General features: G+C 47.7%; 26 protein-coding genes and 1 pseudogene. 10 read left to right on the top strand and 17 right to left on the bottom strand.

Going from position 1 to position 26,717, the window contains the following annotated elements:
- Positions 1–186: 186 nt before the first annotated feature.
- On the top strand, positions 187–1,401 hold the full coding sequence (locus tag IE163_RS02220) for a GGDEF domain-containing protein (protein ID WP_189429696.1): 1,215 nt from the start codon (positions 187–189) through the stop codon (positions 1,399–1,401).
- Between the two features lie 18 nt (positions 1,402–1,419).
- On the opposite strand, the gene IE163_RS02215 is transcribed toward IE163_RS02220, so the two are convergent.
- The 9 genes from IE163_RS02215 to IE163_RS02175 form a co-directional block, all read right to left on the bottom strand.
- A complete protein-coding gene (locus tag IE163_RS02215) occupies positions 1,420–3,528 on the bottom strand; it encodes a putative bifunctional diguanylate cyclase/phosphodiesterase (protein ID WP_189429694.1) in 2,109 nt (702 codons plus the stop codon).
- 2 nt (positions 3,529–3,530) lie between these two features.
- A complete protein-coding gene (locus IE163_RS02210) occupies positions 3,531–5,114 on the bottom strand; it encodes a methyl-accepting chemotaxis protein (protein WP_189429693.1) in 1,584 nt (527 codons plus the stop codon).
- Positions 5,115–5,480: 366 nt separating this feature from the next.
- Positions 5,481–6,017, bottom strand: coding sequence for a carboxymuconolactone decarboxylase family protein (locus IE163_RS02205; RefSeq protein WP_189429691.1), 537 nt, complete (start codon positions 6,015–6,017; stop codon positions 5,481–5,483).
- A 13-nt stretch (positions 6,018–6,030) separates the two neighbouring features.
- A complete protein-coding gene (locus IE163_RS02200; RefSeq protein WP_189429688.1) occupies positions 6,031–6,933 on the bottom strand; it encodes a GNAT family N-acyltransferase in 903 nt (300 codons plus the stop codon).
- The gene (locus tag IE163_RS02195) at positions 6,893–8,503 is read right to left on the bottom strand and encodes an NRDE family protein (protein WP_189429686.1); all 1,611 of its coding nucleotides are present in this window, start codon (positions 8,501–8,503) and stop codon (positions 6,893–6,895) included. Before IE163_RS02195 ends, IE163_RS02200 begins: the two co-directional genes overlap by 41 nt.
- Positions 8,491–8,988, bottom strand: coding sequence for a DinB family protein (locus IE163_RS02190; protein ID WP_189429677.1), 498 nt, complete (start codon positions 8,986–8,988; stop codon positions 8,491–8,493). The genes IE163_RS02195 and IE163_RS02190 overlap by 13 nt, the downstream gene beginning before the upstream one ends.
- Positions 8,982–9,206, bottom strand: a complete 225-nt coding sequence (nrtS, locus tag IE163_RS02185) for a nitrate/nitrite transporter NrtS (RefSeq protein WP_189429675.1) — start codon at positions 9,204–9,206, stop codon at positions 8,982–8,984. Before nrtS ends, IE163_RS02190 begins: the two co-directional genes overlap by 7 nt.
- Positions 9,199–10,125, bottom strand: coding sequence for an HD-GYP domain-containing protein (locus tag IE163_RS02180; protein ID WP_189429674.1), 927 nt, complete (start codon positions 10,123–10,125; stop codon positions 9,199–9,201). Before IE163_RS02180 ends, nrtS begins: the two co-directional genes overlap by 8 nt.
- A gap of 28 nt (positions 10,126–10,153) precedes the next feature.
- The gene (locus tag IE163_RS02175) at positions 10,154–10,603 is read right to left on the bottom strand and encodes a hypothetical protein (protein WP_189429672.1); all 450 of its coding nucleotides are present in this window, start codon (positions 10,601–10,603) and stop codon (positions 10,154–10,156) included.
- 92 nt (positions 10,604–10,695) lie between these two features.
- Between IE163_RS02175 and IE163_RS02170 the strand changes: the two genes are divergently transcribed.
- The gene (locus IE163_RS02170; RefSeq protein WP_189429669.1) at positions 10,696–11,616 is read left to right on the top strand and encodes an AraC family transcriptional regulator; all 921 of its coding nucleotides are present in this window, start codon (positions 10,696–10,698) and stop codon (positions 11,614–11,616) included.
- 7 nt (positions 11,617–11,623) lie between these two features.
- Here the strand turns inward: IE163_RS02170 and IE163_RS02165 are convergent, their stop codons facing one another.
- The 4 genes from IE163_RS02165 to IE163_RS02150 are packed head-to-tail and all read right to left on the bottom strand — an operon-like array spanning position 11,624 to position 14,164.
- Positions 11,624–12,154 (bottom strand): DoxX family protein, encoded by a 531-nt coding sequence (locus IE163_RS02165; RefSeq protein WP_189429667.1) that lies wholly within the window; start codon positions 12,152–12,154, stop codon positions 11,624–11,626.
- A gap of 3 nt (positions 12,155–12,157) precedes the next feature.
- Entirely contained in the window at positions 12,158–12,934 is a 777-nt protein-coding gene (locus tag IE163_RS02160) for an HvfC/BufC N-terminal domain-containing protein (RefSeq protein WP_189429665.1), read from the bottom strand.
- Positions 12,927–13,799 (bottom strand): MbnB/TglH/ChrH family RiPP precursor modification enzyme, encoded by an 873-nt coding sequence (locus IE163_RS02155; protein ID WP_189429663.1) that lies wholly within the window; start codon positions 13,797–13,799, stop codon positions 12,927–12,929. The genes IE163_RS02160 and IE163_RS02155 overlap by 8 nt, the downstream gene beginning before the upstream one ends.
- The gene (locus IE163_RS02150; protein WP_189429661.1) at positions 13,799–14,164 is read right to left on the bottom strand and encodes a BufA1 family periplasmic bufferin-type metallophore; all 366 of its coding nucleotides are present in this window, start codon (positions 14,162–14,164) and stop codon (positions 13,799–13,801) included. Before IE163_RS02150 ends, IE163_RS02155 begins: the two co-directional genes overlap by 1 nt.
- Before the next feature lie 212 nt (positions 14,165–14,376).
- On the opposite strand from IE163_RS02150, the gene IE163_RS02145 reads away from it, so the two are divergent.
- Together IE163_RS02145 and IE163_RS02140 are read left to right on the top strand one after the other, a co-directional pair.
- Complete coding sequence (locus IE163_RS02145; RefSeq protein ID WP_189429659.1) at positions 14,377–14,805, top strand: thioredoxin family protein; 429 nt, start codon at positions 14,377–14,379, stop codon at positions 14,803–14,805.
- Between the two features lie 2 nt (positions 14,806–14,807).
- Positions 14,808–15,509 carry a cytochrome c biogenesis CcdA family protein gene (locus IE163_RS02140; protein ID WP_189429657.1) on the top strand — a complete coding sequence of 234 codons (702 nt, stop codon included), beginning with the start codon at positions 14,808–14,810 and terminating at the stop codon, positions 15,507–15,509.
- Between the two features lie 63 nt (positions 15,510–15,572).
- Here the strand turns inward: IE163_RS02140 and IE163_RS02135 are convergent, their stop codons facing one another.
- Positions 15,573–16,190 carry a radical SAM protein gene (locus IE163_RS02135; protein ID WP_229833401.1) on the bottom strand — a complete coding sequence of 206 codons (618 nt, stop codon included), beginning with the start codon at positions 16,188–16,190 and terminating at the stop codon, positions 15,573–15,575.
- A gap of 112 nt (positions 16,191–16,302) precedes the next feature.
- A complete protein-coding gene (locus tag IE163_RS02130) occupies positions 16,303–17,115 on the bottom strand; it encodes an HDOD domain-containing protein (protein ID WP_189429655.1) in 813 nt (270 codons plus the stop codon).
- Between the two features lie 257 nt (positions 17,116–17,372).
- Here IE163_RS02130 and IE163_RS02125 point away from each other — a divergent pair, with 257 nt between their 5' ends.
- The 5 genes and pseudogenes from IE163_RS02125 to IE163_RS02105 all read left to right on the top strand — a co-directional run.
- Positions 17,373–18,134: a MipA/OmpV family protein gene (locus tag IE163_RS02125; RefSeq protein ID WP_189429653.1), complete on the top strand. Its 762-nt coding sequence runs from the start codon at positions 17,373–17,375 to the stop codon at positions 18,132–18,134.
- Positions 18,135–18,314: 180 nt separating this feature from the next.
- Positions 18,315–18,752, top strand: a complete 438-nt coding sequence (locus IE163_RS02120; RefSeq protein ID WP_189429651.1) for an OsmC family protein — start codon at positions 18,315–18,317, stop codon at positions 18,750–18,752.
- Positions 18,753–19,007: 255 nt separating this feature from the next.
- Complete coding sequence (locus IE163_RS02115) at positions 19,008–19,616, top strand: LysE family translocator (protein WP_189429649.1); 609 nt, start codon at positions 19,008–19,010, stop codon at positions 19,614–19,616.
- Positions 19,617–19,632: 16 nt separating this feature from the next.
- On the top strand, positions 19,633–21,081 hold the full coding sequence (locus tag IE163_RS02110) for an aminotransferase-like domain-containing protein (RefSeq protein ID WP_189429647.1): 1,449 nt from the start codon (positions 19,633–19,635) through the stop codon (positions 21,079–21,081).
- A gap of 243 nt (positions 21,082–21,324) precedes the next feature.
- Positions 21,325–21,744 (top strand): annotated as a pseudogene (locus tag IE163_RS02105) (IS110 family transposase); the annotation flags it as partial.
- A gap of 9 nt (positions 21,745–21,753) precedes the next feature.
- Here IE163_RS02105 and IE163_RS02100 read toward each other — a convergent pair.
- Positions 21,754–22,916, bottom strand: a protein-coding gene (locus tag IE163_RS02100; RefSeq protein ID WP_189429645.1) for an IS3 family transposase whose coding sequence is annotated in 2 segments (ribosomal slippage) — positions 21,754–22,661 and positions 22,661–22,916 — 1,164 coding nt in all. Because the reading frame shifts where the segments join, the coding sequence is not laid out codon by codon here.
- A gap of 363 nt (positions 22,917–23,279) precedes the next feature.
- Between IE163_RS02100 and IE163_RS02095 the strand changes: the two genes are divergently transcribed.
- Positions 23,280–26,114 carry a TonB-dependent receptor gene (locus IE163_RS02095; protein WP_189429643.1) on the top strand — a complete coding sequence of 945 codons (2,835 nt, stop codon included), beginning with the start codon at positions 23,280–23,282 and terminating at the stop codon, positions 26,112–26,114.
- 104 nt (positions 26,115–26,218) lie between these two features.
- On the opposite strand, the gene IE163_RS02090 is transcribed toward IE163_RS02095, so the two are convergent.
- A partial coding sequence (locus IE163_RS02090) for a GGDEF domain-containing protein (protein WP_189429641.1) occupies positions 26,219–26,717 on the bottom strand: 499 nt, incomplete at its 5' end.

The raw sequence follows: 26,717 nt of genomic DNA, 5'->3' as shown, positions 1-26,717 counted from the left end.
ACCAAACCGGCTTAGTAAGATTACCAGAGCATCTTAGCAGCCCTGCTTTAGTAATGCATTAGGGTGTTTAACGTGGTTGGCGATAAACGGCGGGGATTGGCAAACACTTGCCTGCTCGTTACTGTTACACTATTCTGCGCTCTGGCAAGCCATTTCAAACTCACTTGCAGCCACACCGAGGTAATTGTGCCACTTATTATTCTATCTCCGCTGTTACTTCTTCTCATTGCAGTGTGCTTTTATCCCGACCTACCGGTATTTTATATACTCCCCTTTCCTGAAACAGCCTATCTGGCATTGGCCACCATAGCTTTATTAGCGGCATTAATGCGGCAAACCGATTGGCTGTATTGGTTAGCGCTTTTAGCAAGCTATTTTGCGGCTCTGCAATTCAGCAGTGCCGCTAATAGTGCGGTAACGGGCAATATGGCAGAGGGACAGATTACTCAGCTTGCCGTACTTCCGCTGTTAACCGCCGTCACTATGTTACTGCTGGCAGTAATCCCCAAACCATTGCTGAGCAAGCCAGCCGGCATATTGCTGTTACTCAGTGGTCCGGCATTGTTATTTTTGGGCGTGGCTTTACCGCTTAATGTCTGGTTAGCAAAAGCCCAATTACCCTCAGTAGTATTGCAACACTTGCCAGGATGCCAAGGTTTAACCTGGTTACATGCATGGTTTTTACTAATTATCGCTGGGATCTGGCTCATTATTATTAATGTCAAAATGCGCAATCCGGCACAGTGGGGGCAGTTTGCAATATGGCTGGCCACTATAATTGGCATGGAGGTAAGTTATAAACCCGAATTTGCAGGCTGGAGTATAGTCGCGGCGACTCTAGCTATCTTACTCACGCTCGCCTTTCAAATGCTGCATTTGGCTTATATTGATGAGTTAACGCAACTACCACAGCGGCGGGCTTTGCTATCGCATTTAAATCGTTTAGGACGCAAGAGTGCGGTATGTATGCTGGATGTTGATCACTTCAAAAAGTTTAACGATACCTATGGCCATGATGTGGGTGATCAGGTACTAAAACTATTAGGTAGTATATTGAATAGCATTAAGGGGTTAAAGGCTTACCGCTACGGTGGCGAAGAGTTTACGTTGGTTTTTAGCCATAATAATCCTGAGCTACTGCAAGAAAAGCTCGAAGAAGTCAGGTTAGCCGTGGCCGAATATCCGCTAGTGATACGTAAACCCGATCGCCCCAACCAAGCCGATACCGGTAAAACCCAGCGCGGTAGCGGTGCGGCTGAGAAAACTGTTAACGTTACAATCAGCCTGGGTTGCTGCATCAAACAAAAAGGCGAAACTCCTATGCAACTCCTAAAAAGAGCCGATGAAGCCTTGTACGCCGCGAAAAAAGCCGGGCGTAATATTGCAGTATTAAAAGCGTAATTTAACGCACCGCTTAGGTTAATGCGCCAGCTCGGGACAGTGTAGCTGCATAAACTCGCTGGCAGGTAATGGCTTGCTAAAGTAATAACCCTGGTAGAAATAGCAACCCAGCTCGGCCAGGGCATTGCGCTGGGCCAGGGTTTCTACTCCTTCGGCAATCACATCTAACCCCAGCGCTTTTGACAGCGCTATAACGGTACTGGCGATAGCGGCATCGTTTGGATCATGCAAGATGTCATCAATAAAACTTCTATCTATTTTCAGCAAGGCTAAAGGCAAGCGCTTTAAATAACTGAGTGACGAGTAGCCCGTACCAAAATCATCTAGCGCAAAAGCAATGCCATAATTTCTTAGGACATTCATCTTGGTTACCACCTCCTCAACCCGGGAGACCAAGATGCTTTCGGTTAATTCAAATTGCAGTGCCTGACGGACTTTGTTAAAACGCTCTAGCGTGCGTAGCACCTGCGGTAAAAAACCGTCCTGATGGAATTGCCGTGCACTGATATTAATAGACAATTTTAACTGCAAGTCAGGAGCTCGCTCAAGCCACTGCGCTAATTGCTGGCAGGCTTGCTCTATTACCCAACTACCGATCTCAAAAATAAGACCACTCTCTTCTGCGATAGGGATAAAGACCGCAGGGCTTACAGAGCCAAGCTCAGGATGAAACCAGCGTAGCAAGACTTCGGCGCCAACTAAATGACCATGTTGATCATGCAGCCCCTGAAAGTACAATTGCAATTGTTGTTTAGTAATGGCCTGACGCAACTCACTCTCTAATTGAGTTCGAGCCGATGCCTTTATCTGCATGGCCACGTCAAACAAATGCGTTTGATTTTTACCAGCAGCTTTGGCTTGATACATGGCTAAATCTGCCTGCTGCAATAACTCGTCTATAGAATTATTATCATCAGAAAACAGCGTAATGCCGATACTCGGGCTGCTTACATAACTCAGCTGTTCCAGCGTAAAAGGCGTATTGAGCGCCACCCGCACCTTTTCAGCAACGGTTTCAGCTTGTTGCACCGCCGTTTGCTGCTCAGATGACAGGTTGAGTAGTAAAATAATAAACTCGTCACCACCTAGCCTTGCCACCGTATCTTGCTGGCGCACACTTTGCTGCAAACGGCTGGCAACCTGGCGCAGCAACTGATCGCCGATGCCATGCCCTAAAGAATCATTTAAGTGCTTAAAATTATCTAAATCTATATACAACAAAGCCCCCAGCCCTTTTTGCAGCTTACACTCTTGCAAAGCGGCGGTTAAACGTTGTTTTAGCAAGCGTCTGTTGGGTAATTGCGTAAGGGGATCATAAAAGGCCAGCTTTTCAATTAATACTTCGGTACGCTTACGCTCTGATAAATCGCGCACCATACCAATAAATTTATAACGATCAGCTTGTTGGATGCGGGCAATCCGCAGCTCCATATTAAACAGGCGCCCATCCTTGCGTAGCCCCTGAGTTTCCCGACTTTTCCCAATAATTTTGGCTTCACCCGTTTGGCGATAGTTTTGCATATAGTGATTATGAGTACTGCTATATGGCTCTGGCATTAATAGCGCAACATTCTCACCAATAACTTCTGCAGCTTGATAGCCAAAAATGCGACTGGCGGCCTTACTAAAGGTTTCTATAATGCCATGCTCATCAATAGTGATAATAGCATCAAGGATATTATCAACAATCTCGCGATGCTGACTGGCATACTCGGCCAAGGCCAATTCATTCAATTTGATCGGCGTAATATCATTGATATAGCCATGCCATAACAAACTGTGCTCTTCATGTTGTGTGGGCGTAGCATGCCCTTCAAACCAACGTTGGCCACCAGCAGGGTGTAAGTACCGAAATTGCAGACTCCAGGGAGAGATGTGCTGAGCCGAGTACGCTAAGCTTTGCTGCAGCGCGGCCTGATCGTCAGCATGCACCCGCGACAACGCCAATTTAGCCTGTTCAGACAAAGAGCAAATCGGTATACCCAGTGCCTGCTCGGCGTTGTCAGAAACCAGTAATAGCTTGTATTGCCCTGAGGCTGCCCGAAGCAATTGAAAGAAGAACCCCGGTACATTAGCCGAAAACAAATTAAGCAGTTGTTTTAGATCGTGCTGACATTCAACTAGCATAACTACACCCTAACCTGCTGCCTGGACCAAAACTGCCTGGTTAGCGCATCAAAGCCCTGAGTAATACCATGCATCTCATCGCTTGCTGACACTGTCATATCGGCGCTTAGTAAGCTACGCTCGGCTAAATCACGAATACTGGTAATATTTTTACTAACCTCTTCCGCAACCTGGCTTTGCTGTTCAACCGCCGCCGCAATTTGCTGATTTTGTTCAGTAATACTCTTTACTGCCGCTAACACTTGCTCCAGAACCTGTGCAGTATGAGCACTGGTAGTGGCACAACGTTCGGCCCCCGCATTACTTTGTGTTAAGGCAGCAACAGCAGCAGTGGTATCTTGCTGTAAACGAGAAATTTTTTGTTGAATATTGCCCGTAGCGGCTTGCGTGCGGGTTGCCAAAGACCTTACTTCATCGGCAACAACAGCAAAACCACGCCCGGCTTCTCCGGCCCTAGCTGCTTCAATAGCAGCATTTAATGCCAGTAAGTTCGTTTGCTCAGCGATGGCACCAATAATATCTAAAATTTGCAGAATATCTTCGCTACTCGCGGCAACTTTAAGCACGTCTTGTTGCGCCGCGGTCAGCTCTTGTTGCAACTGTTTAGCTGCCAGCAAACTGACATCAACGACCCCCTTGCCACTTTGCGCCTGATTATAGGCACTATCCGCAGCCTCTGACGAAGAGCGGGCGCTGCCAGCTACATCCTGAACGCTAGTAGCTAACTGATTAATAGCCGCGGCTATCTGCTCGGTTTCAGCAAACTGGGCATGAATTTCCTGCCTTGAAGCACTTACCGAGCCGGTTAACTGGCCAATACCAGCAGCCAATGAGTTCGCCGAATCAGCCACCCGCCCAACCACTCCAGCCGTTTCGGCTTCCAGGCAGCGGAATGCCAACATTAACTGACCGATATCATCATTACGCCCGGTATAAACATAACGCGCAACCGCATCTTGGCTAATACTGCGACTTTGTCGGCAAAGCTGTTGCAATGGTTTCAGCAACTGCCTACTTAACATGACGGCTAACAGTAATCCGATTAATGGCAATAACAAGCTTGCATAAGGTAAGGCTATCCAATGTCCAAGTAGCACACCACTCAATACTGGCAGTATGGTTAACAGCAACAACTTAGAGGAAAACGACCAACCTGGCTTTAATTGGCGCAAAGATTTTTTTTGCGCTATCGCCTGATAAAGTTGCTCTGCTCTGGCAACTTGTACCGGCTCAGCTTTGCGGCGCACCGATTGGTATTCTGTTATTTTTCCCTGATGGCTAATCGGCGTGACGTAGGCGTTTACCCAATAATGATCGCCATTTTTGCAGCGGTTTTTCACAATGCCCATCCAAGGGCTACCCTTTTTTAGCCGCTGCCAGAACTGCCGAAACACTTCCGGCGGCATATCAGGATGCCGCACAATATTATGATTCTGCGCTAATAATTCTGCTTTGCTAAAACCACTAATCTGCACAAAGCTATCATTCACGTATTTGATGCGGCCTTGTAAATCGGTAGTAGACAAGATATTAGCCTGCTCAGGCACAGCTTGTTCTTGTCCGGTAACAGGCATATTTTTTTGCATGCGGCTCCCTGCATGGTATTTGTATAATTGGCGGATAAACCACAATTTAAACATGGTTATATAGTGAGCAACCAACACAGTCAATACCCAAAAGGGTTAATTGCCACCAAGAGAAAAAGAATAAAATAAATAAAAAACAACAACATAAATTTAATCGCTGTTTTTATTTGAAGAACGCTTGCGCTAAATCAAACTTTACTTTTGATTAATCAGCACTCTTACGTTGTGCAAAGTAGGTAGCTGATGGCTAATTTATACAAGCTATAAAATGGCTATGACTTGTAGCTGTTAGTTGTGGGTTTAGCAGACAGCAAAAGCTGGCTGCTAAACTGTATCGGCTTAAATCTCAACATTGGACCATATCGATCAAACAAATACTTTAAACATGTCATCCAACGGCGTTTTCGCCAGATGATTGGTATAATTGCTCATCACCTTTTGTGCCAGCATTTGGATAATCTCCAGTACCTGCCTGGGTTGATAACCAGCCGCCAGAAAAGTTTCCACATCATCTTCACTTACCTGACCTCGCTGACGTACCATTAATAATGTGAAATGACGCAGGGCATTCAGTGGCTCAGGTAATGCTTGCTGTTGTCGTAGCGCCTGGTCAATGGCAGGGTCGACTTTCAGCATAGCCGCTATAGCCGAGTGCGCAGGCACACAGTAATGGCACCCATGCTCCTGATTAATGGTTTGCCAAACCACCGTTTTTTCGGTGGCGTTAAAACTATTTTGCATCACCAACTGATGCAACTCCTGATACCCTGCTAATAAACCGGGGGCTGCGGCCATTACGGCAAATAAGTTAGGAATACGACCACTATTTTTTAGTGAGGCTTCGAGTAAAGGTTGGCTATCAGCCGGTGCGGATGAAAGTTCAAGTATTGGGAAGTGTTGCATAAAGAAATCTCCATTAAAGATGACAATCAAGAAAACGTTGTCGAAAGCTAATACTTAAGGCTGCCAATGGCACTATGATACTTTGTTCATAAGCACCGCCAAAGTCGTGATCCAGTGCAGCATCATCAAACCAGATAGCATTGCCCACACTGAGATAAGACTGCAGCACAGGTGGAATACGGCATGCCAAAGGTTTAAGCCTTTCCTGTAAATGTTTAACGCGTTGTGCAGCACTGGCTTGCCGAACTGTCTCATCAATCGTTAACACCGTTGCTTTATAGCTAAGTTCAGGCTTGGCTTGCAACATCGGCGAAGGGGGCGAATAAAGCTGCTGACAAAACTGTACAATCAACTGCATGGCAGCCTGGCCAAGTTGCGGGTAAAGCGTTACGTTGCCAAAAAAATATTGCAGCTGTGGATGACGCACCAACAAGGCACCCAATCCAAGCCATAGCGCAAAAAATCCTAAGCTGCTGGCTTTAGCAGCAGGATTAACCACCGAGCGCCCCAGCTCTATGCCATAGGGCAATACTTGCTCGGTAAAAGCCTTGCTGTAACGAAATAGTTGGCTAGTACGCAAAATTTGCTGGCCATACCGTGCAGCGAGCCAGCCTAATTGATAACGATACAATGCTACTAGCTGCAAACGCTGCGGGTCCCATACAACCAGTTGCTGATAAGCCGGTTCAGCATAATCAAGTTCGTCTAGATCACGTGGCAAATTACGCCCCGCACCGGCTTGCCGAAAAACTGCCTCACGGATCAGACCAATTTGCTGCATAGTATGTGGAATATCATGTGCATCGGCGCTAAAAATTTGTAGTCCCCGGAAATTAGCCAGCGGCTTTAACTGCTGTAACTCCGCCTGAATTAATTCAGCGGGTACTTCGACCGCAAGAGGTGTAGCCTGCTGCATCTTGCTGCTCCTTATAAATGGCAGGCAACTGCATGCCGCGTTGTTTTAAACGTTGTGCACGTTGCCAATCAGTATCGGCCAGTGCTTCCAGCTCTATCTGATGCATAGGAATATCGACAAAAATTTTCGGCTGTTTTATTGCTGGATTAAGCATTTCACGGCTAAGTAACAACATTTCCAGGTTTACATCTATGCGCAGCCATTTTCTAAGTGCAGCCAGAGCATAAAAAAGCCGAGAGTTTCGGCTATCAATATGCAGCAAGGTAAGTGCACGCTGAGAGCGGCGGCTAAGGCTTACCGCTAATCTGGCCCAGACCCCGTCATCAACTTGCTGCTGAGCATTTAACCGCCCGGTTCTACCGGCTGGGAAAATTAATAGTGGCTGCTCAGAGGCAAAAGCCTCAACCAACAGTGGAATAGCCGTTGCTGATTTCGCAAAAACTGGCACCGGTACCAGAAAAGGTGCCAAGGGTGCTACAGCCAGTAACACATTATTGGCAATTACTTGCAGATCTGGATAACGCTTTTGCAACAACGCGATCAGCAACAAACCATCTAGCCCCCCTGTTGGGTGATTACAAATAAACACGGGGCGGCTTTGCGCAGCAGGCCAACGACAGGCAATAACCTGCGGCGTTATCCCTAGATATTGCAAAGCACCGTCACAAAAATGCTGATCCGGCAGCAAGCTCAGCTGCTGCAATGCGCTGTTGAGTCGCCGCTCGGCCAAACAATGCTGCACACATCGCATTTGCCATCTTGGCAGCTTGGCAGCCACTTGGGGTAACGTTTTTGCCAGTACAGCTGGTAAAAGCAGCGGTTGAAAACCACTGTAGCTTGATTCACATGGTTGCGACCAGGATAAAGCGGTTTCGCTATTCGCTTGTTTTCCCTGCTCGCGGGGATGCCCATCCCAGTATTTAAAGGTGACACCATGCCTATGCAAATGCAAATAGCTGGTACTAACGGTTTGCGTGGTTGCCCGCTGCATAGCAATGCCCATAAAGCTATTTAATGGTTTAGCAGTACGCTGCAAATGTAATAATTGCTCTGCAGTGGTTGAGTCAGATACCTTAATACGCCAATACCAGCGCCTTAAAGCAGGTATTAGCTTGGGCCAACGACCAGAACTGGAAACTGGCGAACGCACTGCAAAATACTGTTTTAACTGCTGACCATCCCAATACCATTGCTCTGGTTCTTGCAAATTAGTAAATAACAACAAGTTAAAGGGAGCATAACCCTGCAGTTTATCCTGCTGCAGTAACGCATCTTGCTGTTGGCGATTGCGACAATGTGCCAATTGCTTAACCAGTAAACCACGGCTAATAGCAGAAACTGCTATTGTGCTGGTCGCCGCCGCATAATCATTTAACAGACACCACACTTGCCCCCGTTCATTGACTGCCAGCCACGTACCGCTGCCTTGCGGATCTATCGGCATAATTGCAGTAACCCCATTGTCAGTAACAACTTCTGGCATTAACGCAATAGGTCGAGTTAATTGCTCGTCACGGTTAAACAATAAGTGCAAGCCGTCCGCTTGATACTGCCAACTTAAGGTGCACATGGCTTGAGATACGCTAAGGTAGAACTATGAACACCTGCCGTGTCTGGCAAGTTATAACCAAGCTGCTGCAACAAAATTTTCAATAACGCCAGGTGATGCACTGCGTGACTGGCAACAAAATCCAGCTCACGTAATAAACTTGTTGTCCCTTCACCTTCAGCACATTGATAGCGCAAATTAGGATCAATAATTTGCTGCGCCAAGCTATCCAGCCAATCCAGCTGCTGCTGCAACAAGCCCAGTGCCGCCAAGGGATTAGCTTGAACCAACCTGTCTCGCTCCCGCTGCCGATAATCCACTTCCCCGGTACTTATAGCCTGTTGTAATTGCGCATAATGCCCAAGCACATGCCGAATATGCTTACCAATACTTGGCGCACCTGCAAAAGTAAACTCACGTTGGTAATCCGCAGCATTTATCTGCCGCAAGATAGTATCAATAAAGGCTAATTGCCGACGGTTTTCTGCGAGGATAGGCTTTAGCATCGATCAGTCCTTTTGATTAGTTGTAGTGCACCGCTATAGGACGACACCGCATAAGGCACTAGATAATTCATTAATGCCAATCCCCAGCGCCATGGCTGCTCTGCAAATATGGCTTCATATTGGTTAATGATATTCAGTAGTGTGCCCACTACTAACGACACCTTTATTGCAGCTAAAATAATTTGCAGTCTAGCTAAAGCACGGAACAGATCACGCATGAGCAGTAAACCTTACGAGTTGAGAAATAGGAATTTGCGCTAACGAGGCTTCAATCACCGCTTTAATTAACCTATTGTCAGCCTGTGGTTGTAATAAATGTGCCGCAGCTTTCTTACCCGTTACGGTTACGGTAAGCTGCTCCTGCTTTTCCACTAACTGCATCTCACTATGGCACAGACCACATGCCAGCAAATCACCAGCATGTTGATGCCGTTGTTGCTGCACAGTAGGACCACAATGCGGGCAGGTATGCAGCGGAATACCATCATCGGTATGCCCCATAATATTCGCAAAGTGATCTTGCTCTACCAGCTCAATAAAGCGACCAACCCAAAATGGATTAAACTGACTTCCTGCGCCCTCCGCTAAAATAGCAACAACCTCAGCTAAGGGCAGCGGTTTACGATATGGTCGTAAACTTGTCATGGCATCAAAGGCATCACAAATACCAACAATAGCCGCATCTATCGGAATCATGCCGGCGGTTAAACCATAGGGGTAACCTTTCCCGTCAGGACGCTCGTGGTGCAATTCAACAGCAGGCAACACCAAGTGGCCCAACGGATGCCCAGCCAATAAACGCCCTCCAGCCTCTGGATGGGTTTTAATTACCGCAAATTCCTCTTCAGTCAATTTAGTCGTTTTCCCCAATATAGCGTCTGGCACCGCAACCTTGCCTAAATCATGCAAGAAAGCGCCAAGGGTAATTCTTGCTACATCGACTTCAGGTAAGCCACCTGCTAGCGCCAATAAGTTAGCGTATCGCGACACCCGCCATAAATGCCCGCCGGTATAAGGGTCTTTAGCTTCAACAAACCAGGCCATTACCATTAAACTTGCTAATAACTCCTTACTCAGTTGGTTAGCATCAACTGTAGTTGGCACAATATACTTCTGCCGTTGAAACCAGTTAAGCATAATATGGTTCCTCGCTTGTATTAATCAGCTAGCGTGCATGCCCATGCAGTAACTTCGCAAAGGTATTACGCTTTTGCATATCAGCTAAATCAGCTTTACTAAAGTAAAGCACTGTATTAGTTGAAGTAGGCTCAGCAACACCTACTCTGGTATCCACCGCTAAAAGCACAGGTGAGTTAAAGTACGGCTGTAGTATTTGCAGCAGCTGCTTTTGCACACGCTCTAGTGGAAGCATACTGGCAAATACAAGTGGCATCCTGGGTGCGCGCTGCTTTATTGCCGCTAACACCTCTTCTGCTGTAGCAGCTAGTGGCGATGAAAGGGCCAACGAAATAACTGCAGCTTTGCTTTGATTAAGCTTAGTATCCAACTCGGAGAGCTGTTCCAGCTTTTGCGCTTGTATTTTATTTTGCTGCAGAAATGGCACCATTTCAGACACAATAAAAGGATGGGGGCGGGCCAGCAGAATTTGAGTCATTACACACCTTTGATATTTTAGCTTTGCAAAACCTTGCACAAACCTTAGACTAACTAGTTGATGCAGTGTAGGAAGACAGGCAACAACGCACAATGACCAAAACAACGCCCTTATCAACCGAAACACCGGAAGCATTAGATCAGCTGTTGGCTCAGCTGGCATTTGGATCGGCGCTGCACTTTGAATCAGGCTTTTGCGATAATTGGAATTTGCTAAGTGATAAATCTGATAAGGCTGCTCTACATATTGTGACGCAAGGCAGTTTATGGATGGCAATCCCTGGACGCCTTTCCGAGCAGATACAACTGCGTGCCGGTGATGCGATCTTTTTTAGCCATGGCCTTCGCCATTGGCTTAGCGACCAACCGGTTACTGCGCAAAGCACGCCGGTTAAATTGCAAAACTTCTGCGTTCCTGAACATATTGAACGCGGCTTAGTGTGCTACGACATTGCCATTCAGTCCCCATTAACCGCGAACGTATTACAAATTATGCCCGACTATATTCACTTACCTGCAGATCGACAATCGAGCCGTTTAGCGCCCCTTGTCGCACTTATCCAGGAAGAAACCATTCTGCGTCAGCCGGGCTACCAAGCCGCGATCAGTCGTTTAAGTGATGTCGTTGTATTGCACTTACTCCGCCAGGTACTTACCGATGAACACATCAGCCAAGGGCTGCTGGCAGCATTGCAAGATACGGCATTAAGACGCGTAGTATTGGCCGTGATGGATAAACCAGAAGCCAATTGGACTGTGGATAATATGGCTGAGCTGGCCTATTTATCAAAAAGTGCTTTTGCCGAGCGCTGCAATAAAATCATGGGAATGACGGCGAAATCGTTGTTAGACCAATTGCGGCTGCAAAAAAGCTGTTACTTACTGATTCATACCGAACAAAGCTTAGATCGCATCGCCGAACAAGTCGGTTATCAATCCGCCACCGCCTTTATCCGCTTCTTTAAACAACAACACGGCACTTCACCTGGTGACTTCCGACTAATACACTCCTAAAGATTAACTAACGCTCCAATCTCAAAAGCCGGTCTATAGATAATGATCCAGGTCCACGCACCATTAGGAGCATTAGCACGACAAGCCACCATGCAGCCGGATTCCAGAAATGCGCCCAATCGGGGTATACCGCTAATTGGATGAACAACGTCATCGTTAATAAACCAAGCGCACTAATACGACTGAGTAGCCCGATAACCAGCAATATCGGCAAAAAAACCTCCAAGATCCCTGCAGAGAATGCCAATAGCTCCGCCAACTGCTGGCCAAAAGCCCCCTGGGCATATTCCATAGTTTCCGAATCACAGAGTACCAAGGCTCCTGGCCGGATCGTTTCCGGACAAAAAAACTCATATAAAAAAAGATCATACTTATTACTGTCGAACTGCAGAAAGCCTTGCCATTTCGACAGCCCAGAGTATAAAAACACTTTCGCAATCAATAGACGAGCCGAGAGTAATACCAGCGGCTCCAACCAACGCTGTATCAAGCCAGAGATTGTTAGATACCTGCTTTGCACATTCATGTACCAACTCATATACTATTCCTCTGAATTAGCTGGAATTAAAAGATCAGAGCCAAGCAAAAAAGCAAACCAATGGCTAATGTCCAAGTTTTTATCAACGCGGGTTGCTGCGCTGCATGCCAAATCTAGCGAAGTGCCATGCTGTAACAGCGCTGTCAAAAAGACATACTCAGCTGGATAAACCAGCTGGCATCTGATGTTAAAAGAAGGATCTCGCCAAAGCAGTAAATTCAACCTCGCTGCATACACTCCAACTTGTTGGACTTGTTGTGGATGTTCTCGCGCGGCCAACAATACAGGCCATACATCGTGTTCAACCTGAAGTAGCTGGGCGGAGGGATGCAAACCAAGGTGTAGGGTTTCAAGCGAGACTCCTGCATCTGCTTTTGAGATCAGTTGTTCCGGGGTTATCGGCTCTGCATCGACAGCCAGTAAACTATTTAGCCAGGCACGTTCCAGCTTTGCCAGATCAGGCAGCCACGGATAAGATTGGACTATTTGGTTGCTAGCAAGCCAATCAGCGAAATCTTGCCCGTACCAGGCTAAACCCGTGTTAACTGGTCGACACCGCAGCACAAAGGCTCTTGCCAGTGGCAGAAAGACATCTTGCGTGAGTAAAGTGCAGCTGATGGGGAAGTTGGCTATCAGTGCTTGCGTACACGACTTAAGGCTGCTGTTACGATAAACCAGCAACCGCCTAACCTGCTCGGGTGCACAGGCCAACCAGGGCTGCAATACAGCAGCATTCTGCTGCTGCAAAAAATCCGCAAAGGCTGTGTAGTAATCACGCATCAGCACGATTCTCTTGTGTTTCGCTCTTAACAAGCGCTGCAATTTTTCTCCGCTGTACTAACAGCTCAGTTAAGGTTGGGATTTTGTCGTCCCACTCCAATAACACCGGTCTAGTACCGAAGCGCCGCAATGCGTAAGCCAGCAATTGTAATACTTCTGGCTGCGGGGCATGATCATGGCTATCAATCAGCAAAGCGTTACCCTCAATCGGATCAACCGAGTAACCAGCGATGTGCAGCTCGCCGATTAACGAAGCGGGCATGGCATCAATGTAAGCCCTGGCATTAATTCCGCAGTTAACTTCGCTTAGAAATAAATTGGTAATATCCAGCAACACACCGCAGCCTGTAAACCTGCACAATTCGATTAACCAATCAGGTTCTGTCATCTCATGCCGCATACTCAGATAATGTGTCGGATTTTCAATCAGGATTGGGCGCTGAATACACTCCTGATATTGTTGAATACCTGAGGCCAGATTTCGAAAAATCTGACTACATCTAGGTAGAGGTAACAAATCGGCAAAGTAGCTTTGTTCCAGACGCGACCAAACCGCATGCTCTGATACAAGAGCAGGATTAAATTGTTTAACCAGCCGTTTAACCTGAGACAGATGAGTTTGGCAAAGCGGAGAAGGCCCCCCAAGCGAGGCGCCAACACCGTGAAAGCTAACTGGGTAACGCTCAGCAACATCGCGCAGCGCAGCGATTTTCGTACCGCCGATACCACAATAGTTTTCGGTATGAACTTCAAACCATAATGCCTCGTCCATCAACTCTAATACTGCTGGGTAATGCAGCATTTTCAGACTAATGCCGCAACCCAGTGACATAGAGGTAATGGCACACGCATTAAAGTCTGTCATTAGGGATTATTCCGCGCCAGTTCAGTTTTAGCTCCCGGCCCATGTGGTGTAATCAAATGCTCGCACAGACCACGTGGCGTGAAAGTCCAAGCATTACCCTGAAAATCGATAGTGGAGGAGCCCTCGCAACTTGTGCCCGCACCAGCGCGACAATCATTTTGACCTGCAAGTGCAATGCCATAACATTTATCTCTACGCCCTATGACACGCTCACCAGCCGTCCATTTTTTAAAATCTTGCCGCGCGGACTCCGGCGCCCCCTCAGCAAGAGTTAGCTGACTGTTGGGCGCAGCATGCACGACACCAGTGATGCTTGCTATTGCAATGCCTGCGAGTAGCATTTTGGTAAGTGATGTTTGCTTCATGTTTTAGACCTCTGGGTTGATAGTACGCTTTCAATATAGCGGACGGAGCGTATTTCTAACCTGACTAAAACACCGGCCTAATCGACCGAAACACCTAAGTTTATTCTGAGGTGCCAACCGGTGTTTTGGTTGATTACACCGTTGTTCTGGCTGATGCCCTGCTCAGCCCCTCACCTTACACTGACCTCGCTTTATTAACTAACGAGGTTCAAATGAAAACAATCCTAACTACAACACTGGCTGTTTTGGCTATTCTTAGTGCTATCTTCTTTTTCAATCCAGCAACTGCTTCCGCTGAGCATTTAACCAAGCATAAACAACCCTTTACTGAAGATGTGTTTCGCCAGGCCCAAGCGGACGGCAAACTTATTCTGATTGATGTGTTTGCGCCGTGGTGCCCTACTTGCCGTAAACAGCATGCAGTACTAAACGACTATTTAGCAGCAAATCCGCAAAGTGAACTACTGGTGCTAGAAGTCGATTTTGATAACCAAAAGGAGTGGGTAACCTATTTTAAAGCACCGCGGCAATCTACCTTAGTGTTATACCGTGGTGAAGAACAACTATGGTTAACGGTAGCACAAACCAAAGAAAAAGACGTTTTCGCAGCAATAGCTGAACACGATAAGAAAGCTGATTAATTATGGAGTTTACTGCTATCCCTTTAGCACTGTTAGCAGGCTTACTAAGCCTGCTTTCTCCCTGTGTGCTGCCGATGATCCCTGCCGTTACCGCTTCGGCAATGCGCGCGTCGCGCACCGGAGTATGGTTTTTAGCTGCAGGTTTGGCCTTAACCTTTGCTCTTGGCGGATCTCTGCTAACGTACCTATTACTTAGTGCGAGTTTAGGGCCAGAGATTATGCGCACCTTTGCGGCGTACTTTATGTTAGCTATGGGTTTGGTTCTAAGTGTCGATTGGCTAAATCAGCAGTTTTCGATGTTGCTTTCACGCTTAACCAGCCACCTACCCTCAGGTGGGCAAGTTACCGAAAACACTGATCACCCAGCTTTTCAGTTTGTGGTGGGCGGCTCGCTAGGGCTAGTATGGTTACCCTGCGTAGGACCAACCTTAGGTGCAGCTATTGCGTTAGCATCTACCGGGCAAAGTATGCTTATGTCGTTTAGTGTGATGCTGGCTTTCGGCCTGGGTACTGCCCTGCCACTAGTAGCCGTTGGTTATGCTGCTGGAGTAAAATTGTCCAAGTTGCGCACCTCAGGTAAATTTGGCCGCAAACTACTTGGTTATGCCCTGTTGTTAATTGCACTGATGATTTTTAGCGGTTTTGATAAAGTGTTAGAGCTATGGGCTATCGAGTTTTTACCGGATTGGGTTAGCGGTATTTAACCCACACACTATGTTACTAGCTGCCAGTTGCCGATTAAGGCTAACTGGCAACTAAACCATTGTTCAACTACCAATCAGCAGAAACTCGCGTGCGCCCAGCTCTTTCGCCAGTCCCCGCAACTCGCTGACCTGTTTCACGGGCGCATAAGCAAAACAACTTACTGGTAAACCCGCCTCTGCCGCTGTATGAATAAACTGGCACACTTCCGCAAAGCCCAACTGCTTGGGCTGCACCGCTTGTTGATACGCTGGCGGGTTAGCGGCGGGCAAATACACTTCGAGTTTTTCAACTTCCAGCGCCAATAATTGCTGACAAAGCACCTCAGCCTCTGCCGGTGCCACTAAACCATAAGTGACCAGCGTTACTGGCACACCATGCCGCTGGGCTTTAAAAGCCGGTATTACCTCGGCCAGCAAATCCAAATGCAATAAAGGATCACCACTACCGGCAACCGCAATACCTTGCAGTTCAAACTCGGTAGAGGCGTGCTGTTCATAGCCTTGGCTATAGGCTCGCTCAAGCTCGGCCAACAGGCTAGCAGGCTTAGGTATGGCAATTAAAGTACTAGCCACTGCCTGCTGGCCCGCCAACTGCAGAAGCGATTGCGCCGCCGGTAAAGCTATGCCGCTTTGCAGGCTAAGGCGTTGCTGTTGGTCAAAATAAACCATACGATTATCCATAAAACTCTCCACAAGATTGCGATATATACTTATGTTAGGTGCTAGCCATTAAAAAAAACAATCCCCGGTTTGGGCCGGGGATTGTAAATAATCAAAGCAGAAAAGCCGGACACTAACTTAATAAGTCGTCGATCCCTGCATCCAAATCTGGCATTTGCGTAATATGTTTGTAAGTATCTTCCAGTTTTAAATGTAAAGCGTGTGCCAACTTAGCAGGGAATAACTCATACCGCTCGGCTTTTACATCGTTTTCATGCTCTAGCAAATAACGACCAAACATAATTAAAGAGGCATAGGGATCTAATTTGCCACCATAAACCGGCGTATATTGGTGCTCTATTGCCAAGGCAATGGGTTCAGGAAAGCGCCAAAAGCGCGCTAGTTCAGCACCCGCTTGGGTAAAATCAAAGCCTAAATGCTTAATCTCAGTTTCGCGACGGCGGTTACCCATTGCCACTTCCTGATCAATCAAAATGGCTTGCTCTGGCTTAACTATATGGATCAGGTACTCGCCAATACCGTGCAACAAACCACAGGTATAAGCCACTTCAGCGTCTACTTTTAACATTTTAGCCATATACTTACAGCGGTTAGCCATTCTAAACGAATAGCGCCAATAGGCATTTAAGTCAAACTTGGGAAGGGGTTTAAAAGTACCCGACAAACTTACCGAGAGCACCAGAGTGCGTAAAGTATCGGTGCCCAATACCAACACCGCATCTTTTACCGAACCCACTTTACGGTTACCACCATATTTGGCAGAATTGGCCAAGCGTAATACCTTGGCGGTAATAGCTTGATCATTGGCCAATAAGGTAGCAAGGCGCTCGCCATTAACTGTATTACTCTCAAAACCTGCCATTAATTCTTGTAATACTTTAGGTACTGACGGCAGGTTTGTTGCTTTTTCAATCAGTTCGCGCATACTTCAATCCTTCGTTTTATTATTGTAATTTCAGCATAATCTAATAACCTGATTTCGGGCAGGCCAAAAGTGCCCCTAAGTGTAAATATTTATATAAGCAGTGAGCAAAACCCAGCAAAACAGTATGCCCATTGGCACAAGGTGCTCTGGGCTGCATAACCAGTTTCACAACATCGCGGCCTTATGATCTTAGCTTGGCGACAATCAGTATTAGAAGCCATATCAAGTCGCTAAAACAGTAACTGTAAGGAAAGCGTATGTTGAATTTAAAAGGTTTTATTACTGCTACACTCACCCTAATGTGCAGCTCTGCGGCGTTGTTCAGCCCCCTAGCAAAGGCACAACAGCCGCCGCAAGGCTATTTGTATGGCGTAGGTGTTGGTGTAAATCAGGAAATTTACCGTGGCTACAAACGCCGCACTATCCCGCTGCCATTAATTGGCTATCGCGGTGAAAAACTCTCTGTGTATGGCCCCTTTGTTAGCTATCAATTGCTGCAGCACAACAACCTCACGCTAAATGCCAAACTGGCACCGCGCTTTGCTGGCTTCGACGATTCCGACAGCGATGTATTTATTGGTATGGCAAAACGTAAAAACTCACTCGATGGTGGTTTAGGTGTGCAATTCCGCCAGCAGAACTGGGTTATTGAGGCGGACACGTTGGTTGATTTACTCGGTAATTCCAAAGGTCAGGAGTCTAAATTGTCAGTAGGCTACGGCTGGCGTTTTGGCCCAGTGCAGCTAGAACCCAAAGTCGGCATTAGCTATTCCGACAGTAAGCTCGTCGATTATTACTATGGCGTACGCCAAAGCGAAGCCAGCGCCAACCGCATGGCATACCGGGCCGGCTCGGCATTTAACTACAACGCCGGTTTTTCATTAAGCAACCCACTCTTTGGCGGCATGACGCGGCTAGGCGTAGAACATCATTGGTATGATAACAGTATCAGTGATAGCCCATTAACCGACCGTGATCGTGGTTTTTCCGCCTTTATTTCCTGGTCAACATTCTTCTAAACCACGCCATCAGAAGCCTTGCCAGCAGGCTGCCAATAACAACGGTTTAGCGCGGCCTACTGGCAAACTAGCTTATACTCTGTAATAAACGTTAAAACTGCGTTAGCTTTGATCTAACGCACTTCTAGCTAGCAAACTTCAAGTTAGATTAGTGCACCCTAATTAAAGGAGTGCAAAACCATGAGCAACCTAAAAACCGTGAGTGTAAACGCTACTATGGCAGATGGCTTTGCTATTCAAGCCAATATTGACGGCCATACCGTATCTATCGATCAACCCACTTCTGCCAAAGGCACCGGTACTGGCCCCACGCCACTGCAAATGTTGCTATTCGCTGTAGGCGGCTGTATTGGCACCATTGGTCGCATTGTGGCTTTTCAGCAAAAAATTGCCCTGCACAGTATGCAAATAACCGTAGAAGGCGATTACAACCCAGCAGGCTTAATGGGTAAACCCAGCGAAGATCGGGTAGGTTTTACCGAAATTCGTATTAGCGCCAAAATAGACGCCGACCTAAGCGACGAGCAAAAAGCCCAGTTTTTGGATGAAGTCTGCCAGCGCTGCCCACTGCACGATAATTTAAGCCATGGCAGCAAGGTAGTGCACAGCTTGGTTTAAGCAGCCCATTCTGCTTTTAATCGCAAGCTACACGGTTTGCAGATAACTCACTACTCAGAATGCCTACCTGATTATCAGCAACGCATTCTGAGCAGCAGCCCGTCATACCCATAGCGCAGCTATTCTTCCCGCTGTATCGCTTTTAATTTTATTGAGCATATCTGTACTGCTTATTTCGTGCTGTACTGTGCATATTTTTTATGGTTCACGCCCGTTACTGTGAAGGCAGAACAGTAATAGCGAGGAGCATGCAGCATGGAATTATTTTGGGCCTTAGTGTTTTTTGCTTTTGCCACCAGTATTACCCCGGGGCCAAACAATATTATGATTATGTCTTCGGGCGTAAATTACGGTGTGCAAAAAAGCCTGCCGCATCTGGCAGGGATTCAACTTGGCTTTTTAGTGATGTTACTGGCGGTGGGCTTAGGTGCAGGCCTGATCCTGCAACAACACCCGCTACTCCACCAGGTCATTAAGCTACTAGGTTCTTTCTATTTATTGTATCTGGCCTGGAAAATTGCCAGCGCCGAACCTGCACAAATTACCACGGGTAATAGTAAGCCCCTTAGTTTTATGCAAGCATTACTGTTTCAGTGGGTAAATGCCAAGGCTTGGGTAATGATTACCGGCGCTATTGCCGCCTTTACCAGTTTGCAGGGATTATACTGGCAACAAATCGCTCTAATTGCTGTAGTATTTTTATTGGTAGGTTTACCTTGTACCGGTAGCTGGTTACTGTTTGGCGCAGCACTGAAGCGGCTGCTAACAGCAGCAGAGCATCGACGCCGGTTTAACCAACTGATGGGCTTATTGCTGGCGCTGTCGGTATTGCCACCGCTATGGCAAACGATACAAACTCTCTAAACGGCTAGGAGCTAAGGTGCGTTTTCTTTATCAACAATTGGCTACCGAACTGCAACAACAAATAGAGCAAGGGCAATACGCATCTGGAGAACGCCTGCCCGGTGTACGCGAATTAGCACAACGCCGGGCATTAAGTATTTCTACGGTGGTGGCAAGCTATCGTCATTTAGAAGCATGCGGTTACTTACACGCAAATAATCGACGTGGTTATTTTGTAAAAGCCCGCTCTTTACCACCGCCATTAAGTAGTACTCCTGTGCTGCCAACTGCCGTACCAAGCGCGGTTTGTAGCCAGCAGATCGCCTTGTCGTTATCTAAAGCCGCTGCTGATCCGGCTTATATTCGCCTTGGTGCCGCTGTACCTGCAACAAGCTATTTGCCGCAACATGCGCTGCAAAAGGCATTGCAACAGGTTATTAAAACCGAACCTACCCGCCTGATGCGCTACGAGGCCAGCCGGGGCACACCCGAATTGCGCCACGAAATTGCTAAACGCATGGCTTTGCATGGGGCTGTTGTATCGCCAGAGGATGTGATCATTACTAATGGCTGCCAAGAGGCACTGATGCTCAGCCTAAAAGCCATAACGCAGCCTGGCGATATTGTAGTTATAGAGTCTCCTGCTTTTTATGGCTTATTGCAGGCGCTTGAAGCCGCTGGTTTAAAAGCGCTGGCTCTGCCTACCGATGCAAAAACCGGCCTGGACCCTGCCGCACTAGCAGAGGCAGTTAACCGATGGCCGATAAAAGCTTGTGTACTTATTGCCAATTACAGTAACCCTTTGGGTTGTTTAATGCCTGATAGCAATAAAAAGCGTATTGTGCACTTACTTAGCAGCAGAGGTATCCCACTTATCGAAGACGATACCTATGGTGATCTGGGTTTTGCGGGCCAAAGACCCAGCAGTTGTTTAGCCCTTTGCCCAACCGAGAATATTTTTTATTGCAGCACGTTTTCCAAAACCCTATCGCCCGATTTACGTATCGGCTGGGTAATAGCCCCCAAACATACTGCCAAACTGGAATATCTGAAATTTATCAGCAATATCAGTACCGCTGCTTTGCCGCAACTTGCGGTCGCTAAACTGTTGCAAAGCGGGCAGTACGAGCGCCACTTAAAACAAGTAAGGCCACAATATCAAGCAGCGATACAACGTATTAGCAGCAGTATTGGCCGGTTATTTCCAACAGGCACCCGGGTGAGTCAACCTCAAGGTGGTTTTGTACTTTGGATAGAACTCCCCAAGGGGTTAGACGGGTCGCAGTTGGCGCAGCTTGCGCTGGCTGAGCATATTAGCATAGCACCCGGGGTTATTTTCTCCCCAACGGCCAAAAGCGGAAGTGCCAATTACAGCAACTTTATTCGCTTAAACTGCGCCGCCACACCCGATGCCAGACTAGAGCGCGCCCTGCAAACGCTGGGGCAGCTTTGTTATAAGTTACTGGGGCCTAAAACCCAAGGTTAAGGCGCTTTGAGTGAGATATAGTCTTTCACGCCCTGAATATTATACTTAGAAGTGGTTCAGGGTATGCGCTTACTGACTACGAATATTGAGCGAGTATCATTCGACGATCGCCGCTTTTCTTTCGAGTCAGTAAGTGCTCCACTGCTCGCAAACGAATACTCAGGGCATACACAAATACTGCTGGTTATATTTCTTTCGAAGAGCGTGGAATGCATACCAGTCCTCAATGAAAAAGAGTTAGTTATGACTACGATAAATCAATTTTCTGCCCATATAGGGTTGGATTGGGCCGATAAAAAGCACGATGTGTGTGTTCAGCTCAAAAATGGTGAACGCTCATTCCATGTAATTGAACATACCCCGGAAGCACTTGATACCTGGCTCAACGATTTGCACAAAAAGGTAAAAGGAAAGATAGCAGTCGCGCTTGAGTTAAAAAAAGGGCCTGTGGTGTACGCCCTTCAGAAGTATCCATTTGTCACCGTTTTTCCTGTTCATGCTCTGTCACTGGCTCGCTATCGCCAAGCATTCTCGCCAAGTGGTGCCAAAGATGATCCACAAGATGCCGAGCTGGCGTTGGAGTTGATGCTGCGCTATCCAGAAAAGATAAAGCCCATTGAACCCAGTAATCCACAAATCCGCTTGCTTCAGCAATTAGTTGAACTGTAGTGGTCAACTAATTCCGGACAGTAAATTAGATAGATCCTCAGCTTTTGCCGGTGGCACACCATTATTGAACTGATGTGGCCTGCGCCAGTTGTAATAATCCATCAGGTAAAAACTGATATCACGCTGTGCTTCTGCTTTGCTCATATAACCCGTTACTGGCACCCACTCAGATTTTAAGCTTCTGAACAGTCGCTCCATTGGGGCATTATCCCAACAATTACCCCGGCGGTTCATGCTTTGCGTCATGCGATAACGCCACAGCCGTTGGCGGAATAAGCGGCTGGCGTACTGGCTGCCCTGATCCGAATGGAACATCACACCTTGTGGCCTGCCACGCTGCTCATACACCATATCCAGTGCTTTAATCGCCAGCTCTGCATCAGGCCTGGCCGATAACGCCCAGCTAACAACACGACGACGGTACAAATCCAAAACCACAGCTAAATAGTGCCACCGGCCTTCTGCCCAGATGTAGGTAATATCACCACACCACACGCTATCAAGGGCGCTGACATCAAACTCCCTGTCCAGATGGTTAGGAATATCAGGCCGTTCAACCTGAGCCGTTTTGTAACGATGTGGCCCCGGCTGCTTACTGATGAGCTTTGCCTCCCGCATCAGGCTCATGACTTTAAAGCGACCGATCTCATAACCCAGCTCCCGCATCATCCCAAGCAAAGTTCTACTACCGGCTGAATAACGGCTGTCTTTAAACAACTCTTTGATTTTACTGCGCTGCTCTAACCGCTTGACGTTAATTTGCTTACTGAGCTGCTTATGTTCGTAATAGCTGCTGGCTGGCACATCAAACACCTCACAGACCACTTCTACCGCTTCATGTTCTCTTAACTGGTCTATCAGCGTGTACGTTCGAACTCGTCTGACATTAAGAGAGCGGTAGCCTTTTTTAGTATGGCCTTCTCCCGCTCCAACCTGTTCACTCTGGCCTCCAGTTCCTGAATTCGCTGCTGCTCCGGCGTCAGGGCTTTGCACTTCGGTGTGACTCCACCGCGCTCTTGCTCAAGCTGCTCTACCCAGCGGCGGAGTGCACTCTCACCAACACCAAGGGACTTAACTGCTTCTGCAATGCTGTAGCCCTGGTCAAGCACCAGACCCGCAGCATCACGTTTAAATTCTGTTGAAAACGTACGACGTTGTTTTGCCATTTAACACCTCTTCTAACGTGGTAACCTTACCACCTAAAATGGTGTCCGGTTTTATTAGACCACTACAAAAGCCGGTGGTAAGCACTATACTATGAATCAGTTTTAAGGTTTAACCTTAAGTCATATTTTGCTACGTGGTCAGTATCTTGACCCCAGGCAGCCGCAAGGCTGCCTTTTTTCTTTGCCCAGCAAGCGGGCAAGCCTGTCTGTTTTCATAACGCAATTTCTGCCGCCGGTCACATTCTGGCATCCACTGGTGGTATTGAACTAGTGTCTGCTCCCCCTCGGGTTTAGCGTCAGCTCCAGGTGCGACAATAGCACCCCGCATGGACAAGTCTATGTTTGGACAAATGGGAGAACAACATGAAAAAATATAATAAAGTCACGCTGGCTGTTCGCCGGGTAATGCTAAGCTCTGTTGCGGCAAGTCTGAGCCTGGTGGCAGCACCAGGCTTGGCAGAAGAAGACGCCGCGGCCAAGGTTGAGCGCATTGAAATTACAGGTTCACGTATTAAACGCACAGAATTTGAAAGTTCAGTGCCGGTAACGGTGATAACTGCCGACGAAATTATGCTAACCGGTGCGACCAACCTGGCTGATGTGCTACACAAATCCCCGGTCGCCATTGCTGCGGCGGATCAATCTAATGTGACCTTTAGTCTCAATTCAGCGGGCTTAAATACCACCTCACTGCGCAATGCTGGCTCAGCCCGCACCCTGGTGTTAGTGAACGGCCGTCGTTTTGTATCGGGCACTGCGCCATCGGTTGGCTATGCCGTCGATCTCAATGCTATTCCTGCTGCGGTGGTAGACCGGATTGAAATATTAAAAAGCGCGTCTTCGGCGGTCTATGGCTCTGATGCTGTGGCCGGGGTGATTAACATTATCACCAAAAAAAATATCGATGGGGCTGAGTTGCGGCTGCAATCGGCAGTGTCGGATCAAAATGACCGCCGGCGGCAAGATATTGATTTGACGGTTGGCCAAAGCTGGAATGGCGGTAATGCCTGGATGTCATTTGGTTTTCATGATGATGCCGGCATTGGCGGCCCAGAGCGGCCAGAGCAAACCACCGATCTGGCATCGGTAAATGGTAGCTGGGTGCCGGTTCTCTCTGGCTATAACCCGGCAGGTCTGGTGCAAATCCCCGGCGTAGGTAACTTTAAAGGTGATGGTAGCCCTTATGTGGCAGCAACCGATGGCTATGACCGAGGGTCACGTCGACAGTTGCTGATCCCGCTGAAACGTAAGTACATCGCAGGGCAGCTAAACCATGAAATCAATCCAAGCCTGAACTTCTTCTCTGAGTTTAATTGGATGCAGGTCGAGTCATCTTCGGCTTACGAGCCAACGCCCCTGAATTTGTTGGATATCTGGCTGAAAACCCGTGGCGGTACCGGCGGCCATCTGGTGGAAGGGTCTTTGGTAATTCCGGATGCACTGCAACAGGTATTGCTGAGTAACAACATTACCAACTTAAATCAGCTCAACACCATTGGCCGGCGTATGACAGAGTTTGGTGATCGGGGCAACGAAGCCAACCGCAGCACCAGCCGCTTAGCCACAGGACTGGACTGGTACATCAACGATAACTGGTCGCTAAATAGTTACTTAACATGGGGCCAAACCACACAAAACCAATTTGGCTACGGTGAATTGAACATGGACCGGGCGCGTCTGGCCATGGATTTAATACAGTTAGATGGCAAGGTGCAGTGCCGCGATGAAACCGCCCGCCTGCAAGGCTGCGTGCCCTTTAATATTTTTGGGGCAAATACAGTCTCACCAGCAGCGGTAGATTATTTAAGGGCACCGTCGAAAACTATAGGCGTGGTGGAGCAACTGGTGCTAGGTACCGCCATTACCGGCGAGCTGCCATTTGAGTTACCAGGTGGGGTTATCGGTCTGGCGGCGGGCTTAGAGTTTCGCGAAGAGTCAGGTAAACAAGAAGCCAGTGATCTGGCGCAAATTGGTGCCACCTCATCCAACCGTCAGCTACCCACCGATGGCAAATTTAGTGTGCGTGATGCCTTTCTGGAGGCCCGTTTCCCGGTATTGGATAACTGGGTCATCGATACCGCCATTCGCACAGGCAATTACTCCTCTGTTGGCAATGTCTTCACCTGGAACCTGGGCACAGAATATTCGCCCAGCAGTGGTCTGAAACTGCGGGCATCAGCGGCTCAGGCGGTACGTGCGCCAAATGTGTCAGATTTGTTCGGCGGCCAAACAGAGACATTTGCAACAGTGACTGATGTTTGTGATGGCGTCAAAGTGGGTGATAGCGGCACAATTGCCCAAAACTGTCTGTCTGTACCGGCCATTTTTGCCCGGGCTGCGGCGAATCCGGCTACCGGTTTTTTGCTGACACAGCTGGAAAAACAGCAAACAGGGGGCTTTATCGGTGGTAATCCTAATGTAAGGGAAGAAACGGCGAAGACATACAGTATCGGGGCTGTGGCAGAGCTGATGGACGGCTTGTCGATGACGGTGGATTGGTACAGCATCTCAATTGATGATGCCATTACCACCACCTCACGCTCACTGGTACTTAGTCGTTGTTACACTGTGACTTCGGGCTTTGATGCTACTTGTGCCGGCCAGGCACGCCGTGATCCAGAAACCGGTGCCTTAAGTGGGGTAGATTCTGGGGCTGGCAACGAAAACCAGATTGATATTCAGGGGGTGGATGTTGAACTGCGTTACGCTACCGATTTACCAATCGGATTGTTAACGGCCGACTTTATTTACAGCCATTTGAATAAATTCGATATCACCAGTATCGAGTCAGGCAAGCTGGATAGTTATGCTGGTGAAGTGCTGTATCCGAAACACCGTTTTAATATTAACCTTGGTTACAAACTGGATGACTTTAACCTGTACTGGCGGATGCGCTATTGGCACAAAGTGGAAGATTCACTGACAGGGCAAGATCAGCGTAATGTAGATTTTGGTACTGGTGGTCGGATCCCAGATGAGCTGAATACTATCAGCGCCAAAATGTATCATGATCTGCAGCTGGGTTATCAGCTCAACGCCAACATTAATCTGTATCTGGGGGTGAATAATTTGTTTGATCAAAAAGCACCTATCCTGGCGCAGGGCACCAACTATGGTAGCACCGGTATCAATACAGCGTCAGAAGCTTATGATGTGACTGGCCGCTATTATTATCTGGGCTTAAGAGCTTCGTTCTGATAGGCAGAGCAGAGTCTTATAACAGGGGCGATAGGCCAGTCAGTTAAGCTGACTGGCATTTTTTTAGGCTGCGCCATAAGAGTGAAGGGCAGCGCTAAGCCTTATTAAGTGTTTAGGTGTGCGCAGTTGCGCCCTTGGCTTTTAGCCAGATACAATGCCTTGTCCGCGTCGAAGATCAAAGTGTCGCTATCTTTACCTCGACTATGGTAGGCAACCCCAGCACTAACGGTTACAACCCCAAAAGGTGAATCTGGATGAGGAATCGCCAGCGCCTGAATGCTACTTCTCAAATGCTCGGCAAGTTCAGCACAGCTAATATCGTTACCATGCGAGTTGCATAATACGGCAATCTCTTCACCGCCATAACGGTATATATCGACATCAGTCACTGTCTGCATGGTTGCGACAATGTGCTTTAGCACACGGTCACCTGCCAGGTGACCTTGGTTGTCGTTGTATAATTTGAAGAAATCAACATCAAGTAAAATCAGATACAGTTGATCAACACCCTTGTTGACTTGTTCATTTGCGTTGTTTAGATCCCGGTCTAACGCCCGCCGGTTCATTGCGCCAGTTAGACCGTCGACATGGGCTAAGCAGTTA

Origin of the sequence: Alishewanella longhuensis, assembly GCF_014653435.1 — a bacterium.
Taxonomy (GTDB): domain Bacteria; phylum Pseudomonadota; class Gammaproteobacteria; order Enterobacterales; family Alteromonadaceae; genus Alishewanella; species Alishewanella longhuensis.
The sequence above is the reverse complement of the archived record's forward strand: the minus strand, read 5'-3'. Positions and strand labels throughout refer to the sequence as shown.

What these genes read in the sequence shown, in the direction of transcription:
- IE163_RS02200 (WP_189429688.1), bottom strand. Translation starts at nt 6,933, where the DNA reads ATGCAGCAGGCTACACCTCTTGCGGTCGAAGTACCCGCTGAATTAATT.
- IE163_RS02175 (WP_189429672.1), bottom strand. Translation starts at nt 10,603, where the DNA reads ATGACTCAAATTCTGCTGGCCCGCCCCCATCCTTTTATTGTGTCTGAA.
- IE163_RS02160 (WP_189429665.1), bottom strand. Translation starts at nt 12,934, where the DNA reads ATGCGTGATTACTACACAGCCTTTGCGGATTTTTTGCAGCAGCAGAAT.
- IE163_RS02170 (WP_189429669.1), top strand. Translation starts at nt 10,696, where the DNA reads ATGACCAAAACAACGCCCTTATCAACCGAAACACCGGAAGCATTAGAT.
- IE163_RS02115 (WP_189429649.1), top strand. Translation starts at nt 19,008, where the DNA reads ATGGAATTATTTTGGGCCTTAGTGTTTTTTGCTTTTGCCACCAGTATT.
- IE163_RS02190 (WP_189429677.1), bottom strand. Translation starts at nt 8,988, where the DNA reads ATGCTAAAGCCTATCCTCGCAGAAAACCGTCGGCAATTAGCCTTTATT.
- IE163_RS02135 (WP_229833401.1), bottom strand. Translation starts at nt 16,190, where the DNA reads ATGGATAATCGTATGGTTTATTTTGACCAACAGCAACGCCTTAGCCTG.
- IE163_RS02215 (WP_189429694.1), bottom strand. Translation starts at nt 3,528, where the DNA reads ATGCTAGTTGAATGTCAGCACGATCTAAAACAACTGCTTAATTTGTTT.
- IE163_RS02095 (WP_189429643.1), top strand. Translation starts at nt 23,280, where the DNA reads ATGAAAAAATATAATAAAGTCACGCTGGCTGTTCGCCGGGTAATGCTA.
- IE163_RS02180 (WP_189429674.1), bottom strand. Translation starts at nt 10,125, where the DNA reads ATGCTTAACTGGTTTCAACGGCAGAAGTATATTGTGCCAACTACAGTT.
- IE163_RS02130 (WP_189429655.1), bottom strand. Translation starts at nt 17,115, where the DNA reads ATGCGCGAACTGATTGAAAAAGCAACAAACCTGCCGTCAGTACCTAAA.
- IE163_RS02120 (WP_189429651.1), top strand. Translation starts at nt 18,315, where the DNA reads ATGAGCAACCTAAAAACCGTGAGTGTAAACGCTACTATGGCAGATGGC.
- IE163_RS02210 (WP_189429693.1), bottom strand. Translation starts at nt 5,114, where the DNA reads ATGCAAAAAAATATGCCTGTTACCGGACAAGAACAAGCTGTGCCTGAG.
- IE163_RS02155 (WP_189429663.1), bottom strand. Translation starts at nt 13,799, where the DNA reads ATGACAGACTTTAATGCGTGTGCCATTACCTCTATGTCACTGGGTTGC.
- IE163_RS02125 (WP_189429653.1), top strand. Translation starts at nt 17,373, where the DNA reads ATGTTGAATTTAAAAGGTTTTATTACTGCTACACTCACCCTAATGTGC.
- nrtS (WP_189429675.1), bottom strand. Translation starts at nt 9,206, where the DNA reads ATGCGTGATCTGTTCCGTGCTTTAGCTAGACTGCAAATTATTTTAGCT.
- IE163_RS02165 (WP_189429667.1), bottom strand. Translation starts at nt 12,154, where the DNA reads ATGAGTTGGTACATGAATGTGCAAAGCAGGTATCTAACAATCTCTGGC.
- IE163_RS02150 (WP_189429661.1), bottom strand. Translation starts at nt 14,164, where the DNA reads ATGAAGCAAACATCACTTACCAAAATGCTACTCGCAGGCATTGCAATA.
- IE163_RS02205 (WP_189429691.1), bottom strand. Translation starts at nt 6,017, where the DNA reads ATGCAACACTTCCCAATACTTGAACTTTCATCCGCACCGGCTGATAGC.
- IE163_RS02195 (WP_189429686.1), bottom strand. Translation starts at nt 8,503, where the DNA reads ATGTGCACCTTAAGTTGGCAGTATCAAGCGGACGGCTTGCACTTATTG.
- IE163_RS02140 (WP_189429657.1), top strand. Translation starts at nt 14,808, where the DNA reads ATGGAGTTTACTGCTATCCCTTTAGCACTGTTAGCAGGCTTACTAAGC.
- IE163_RS02145 (WP_189429659.1), top strand. Translation starts at nt 14,377, where the DNA reads ATGAAAACAATCCTAACTACAACACTGGCTGTTTTGGCTATTCTTAGT.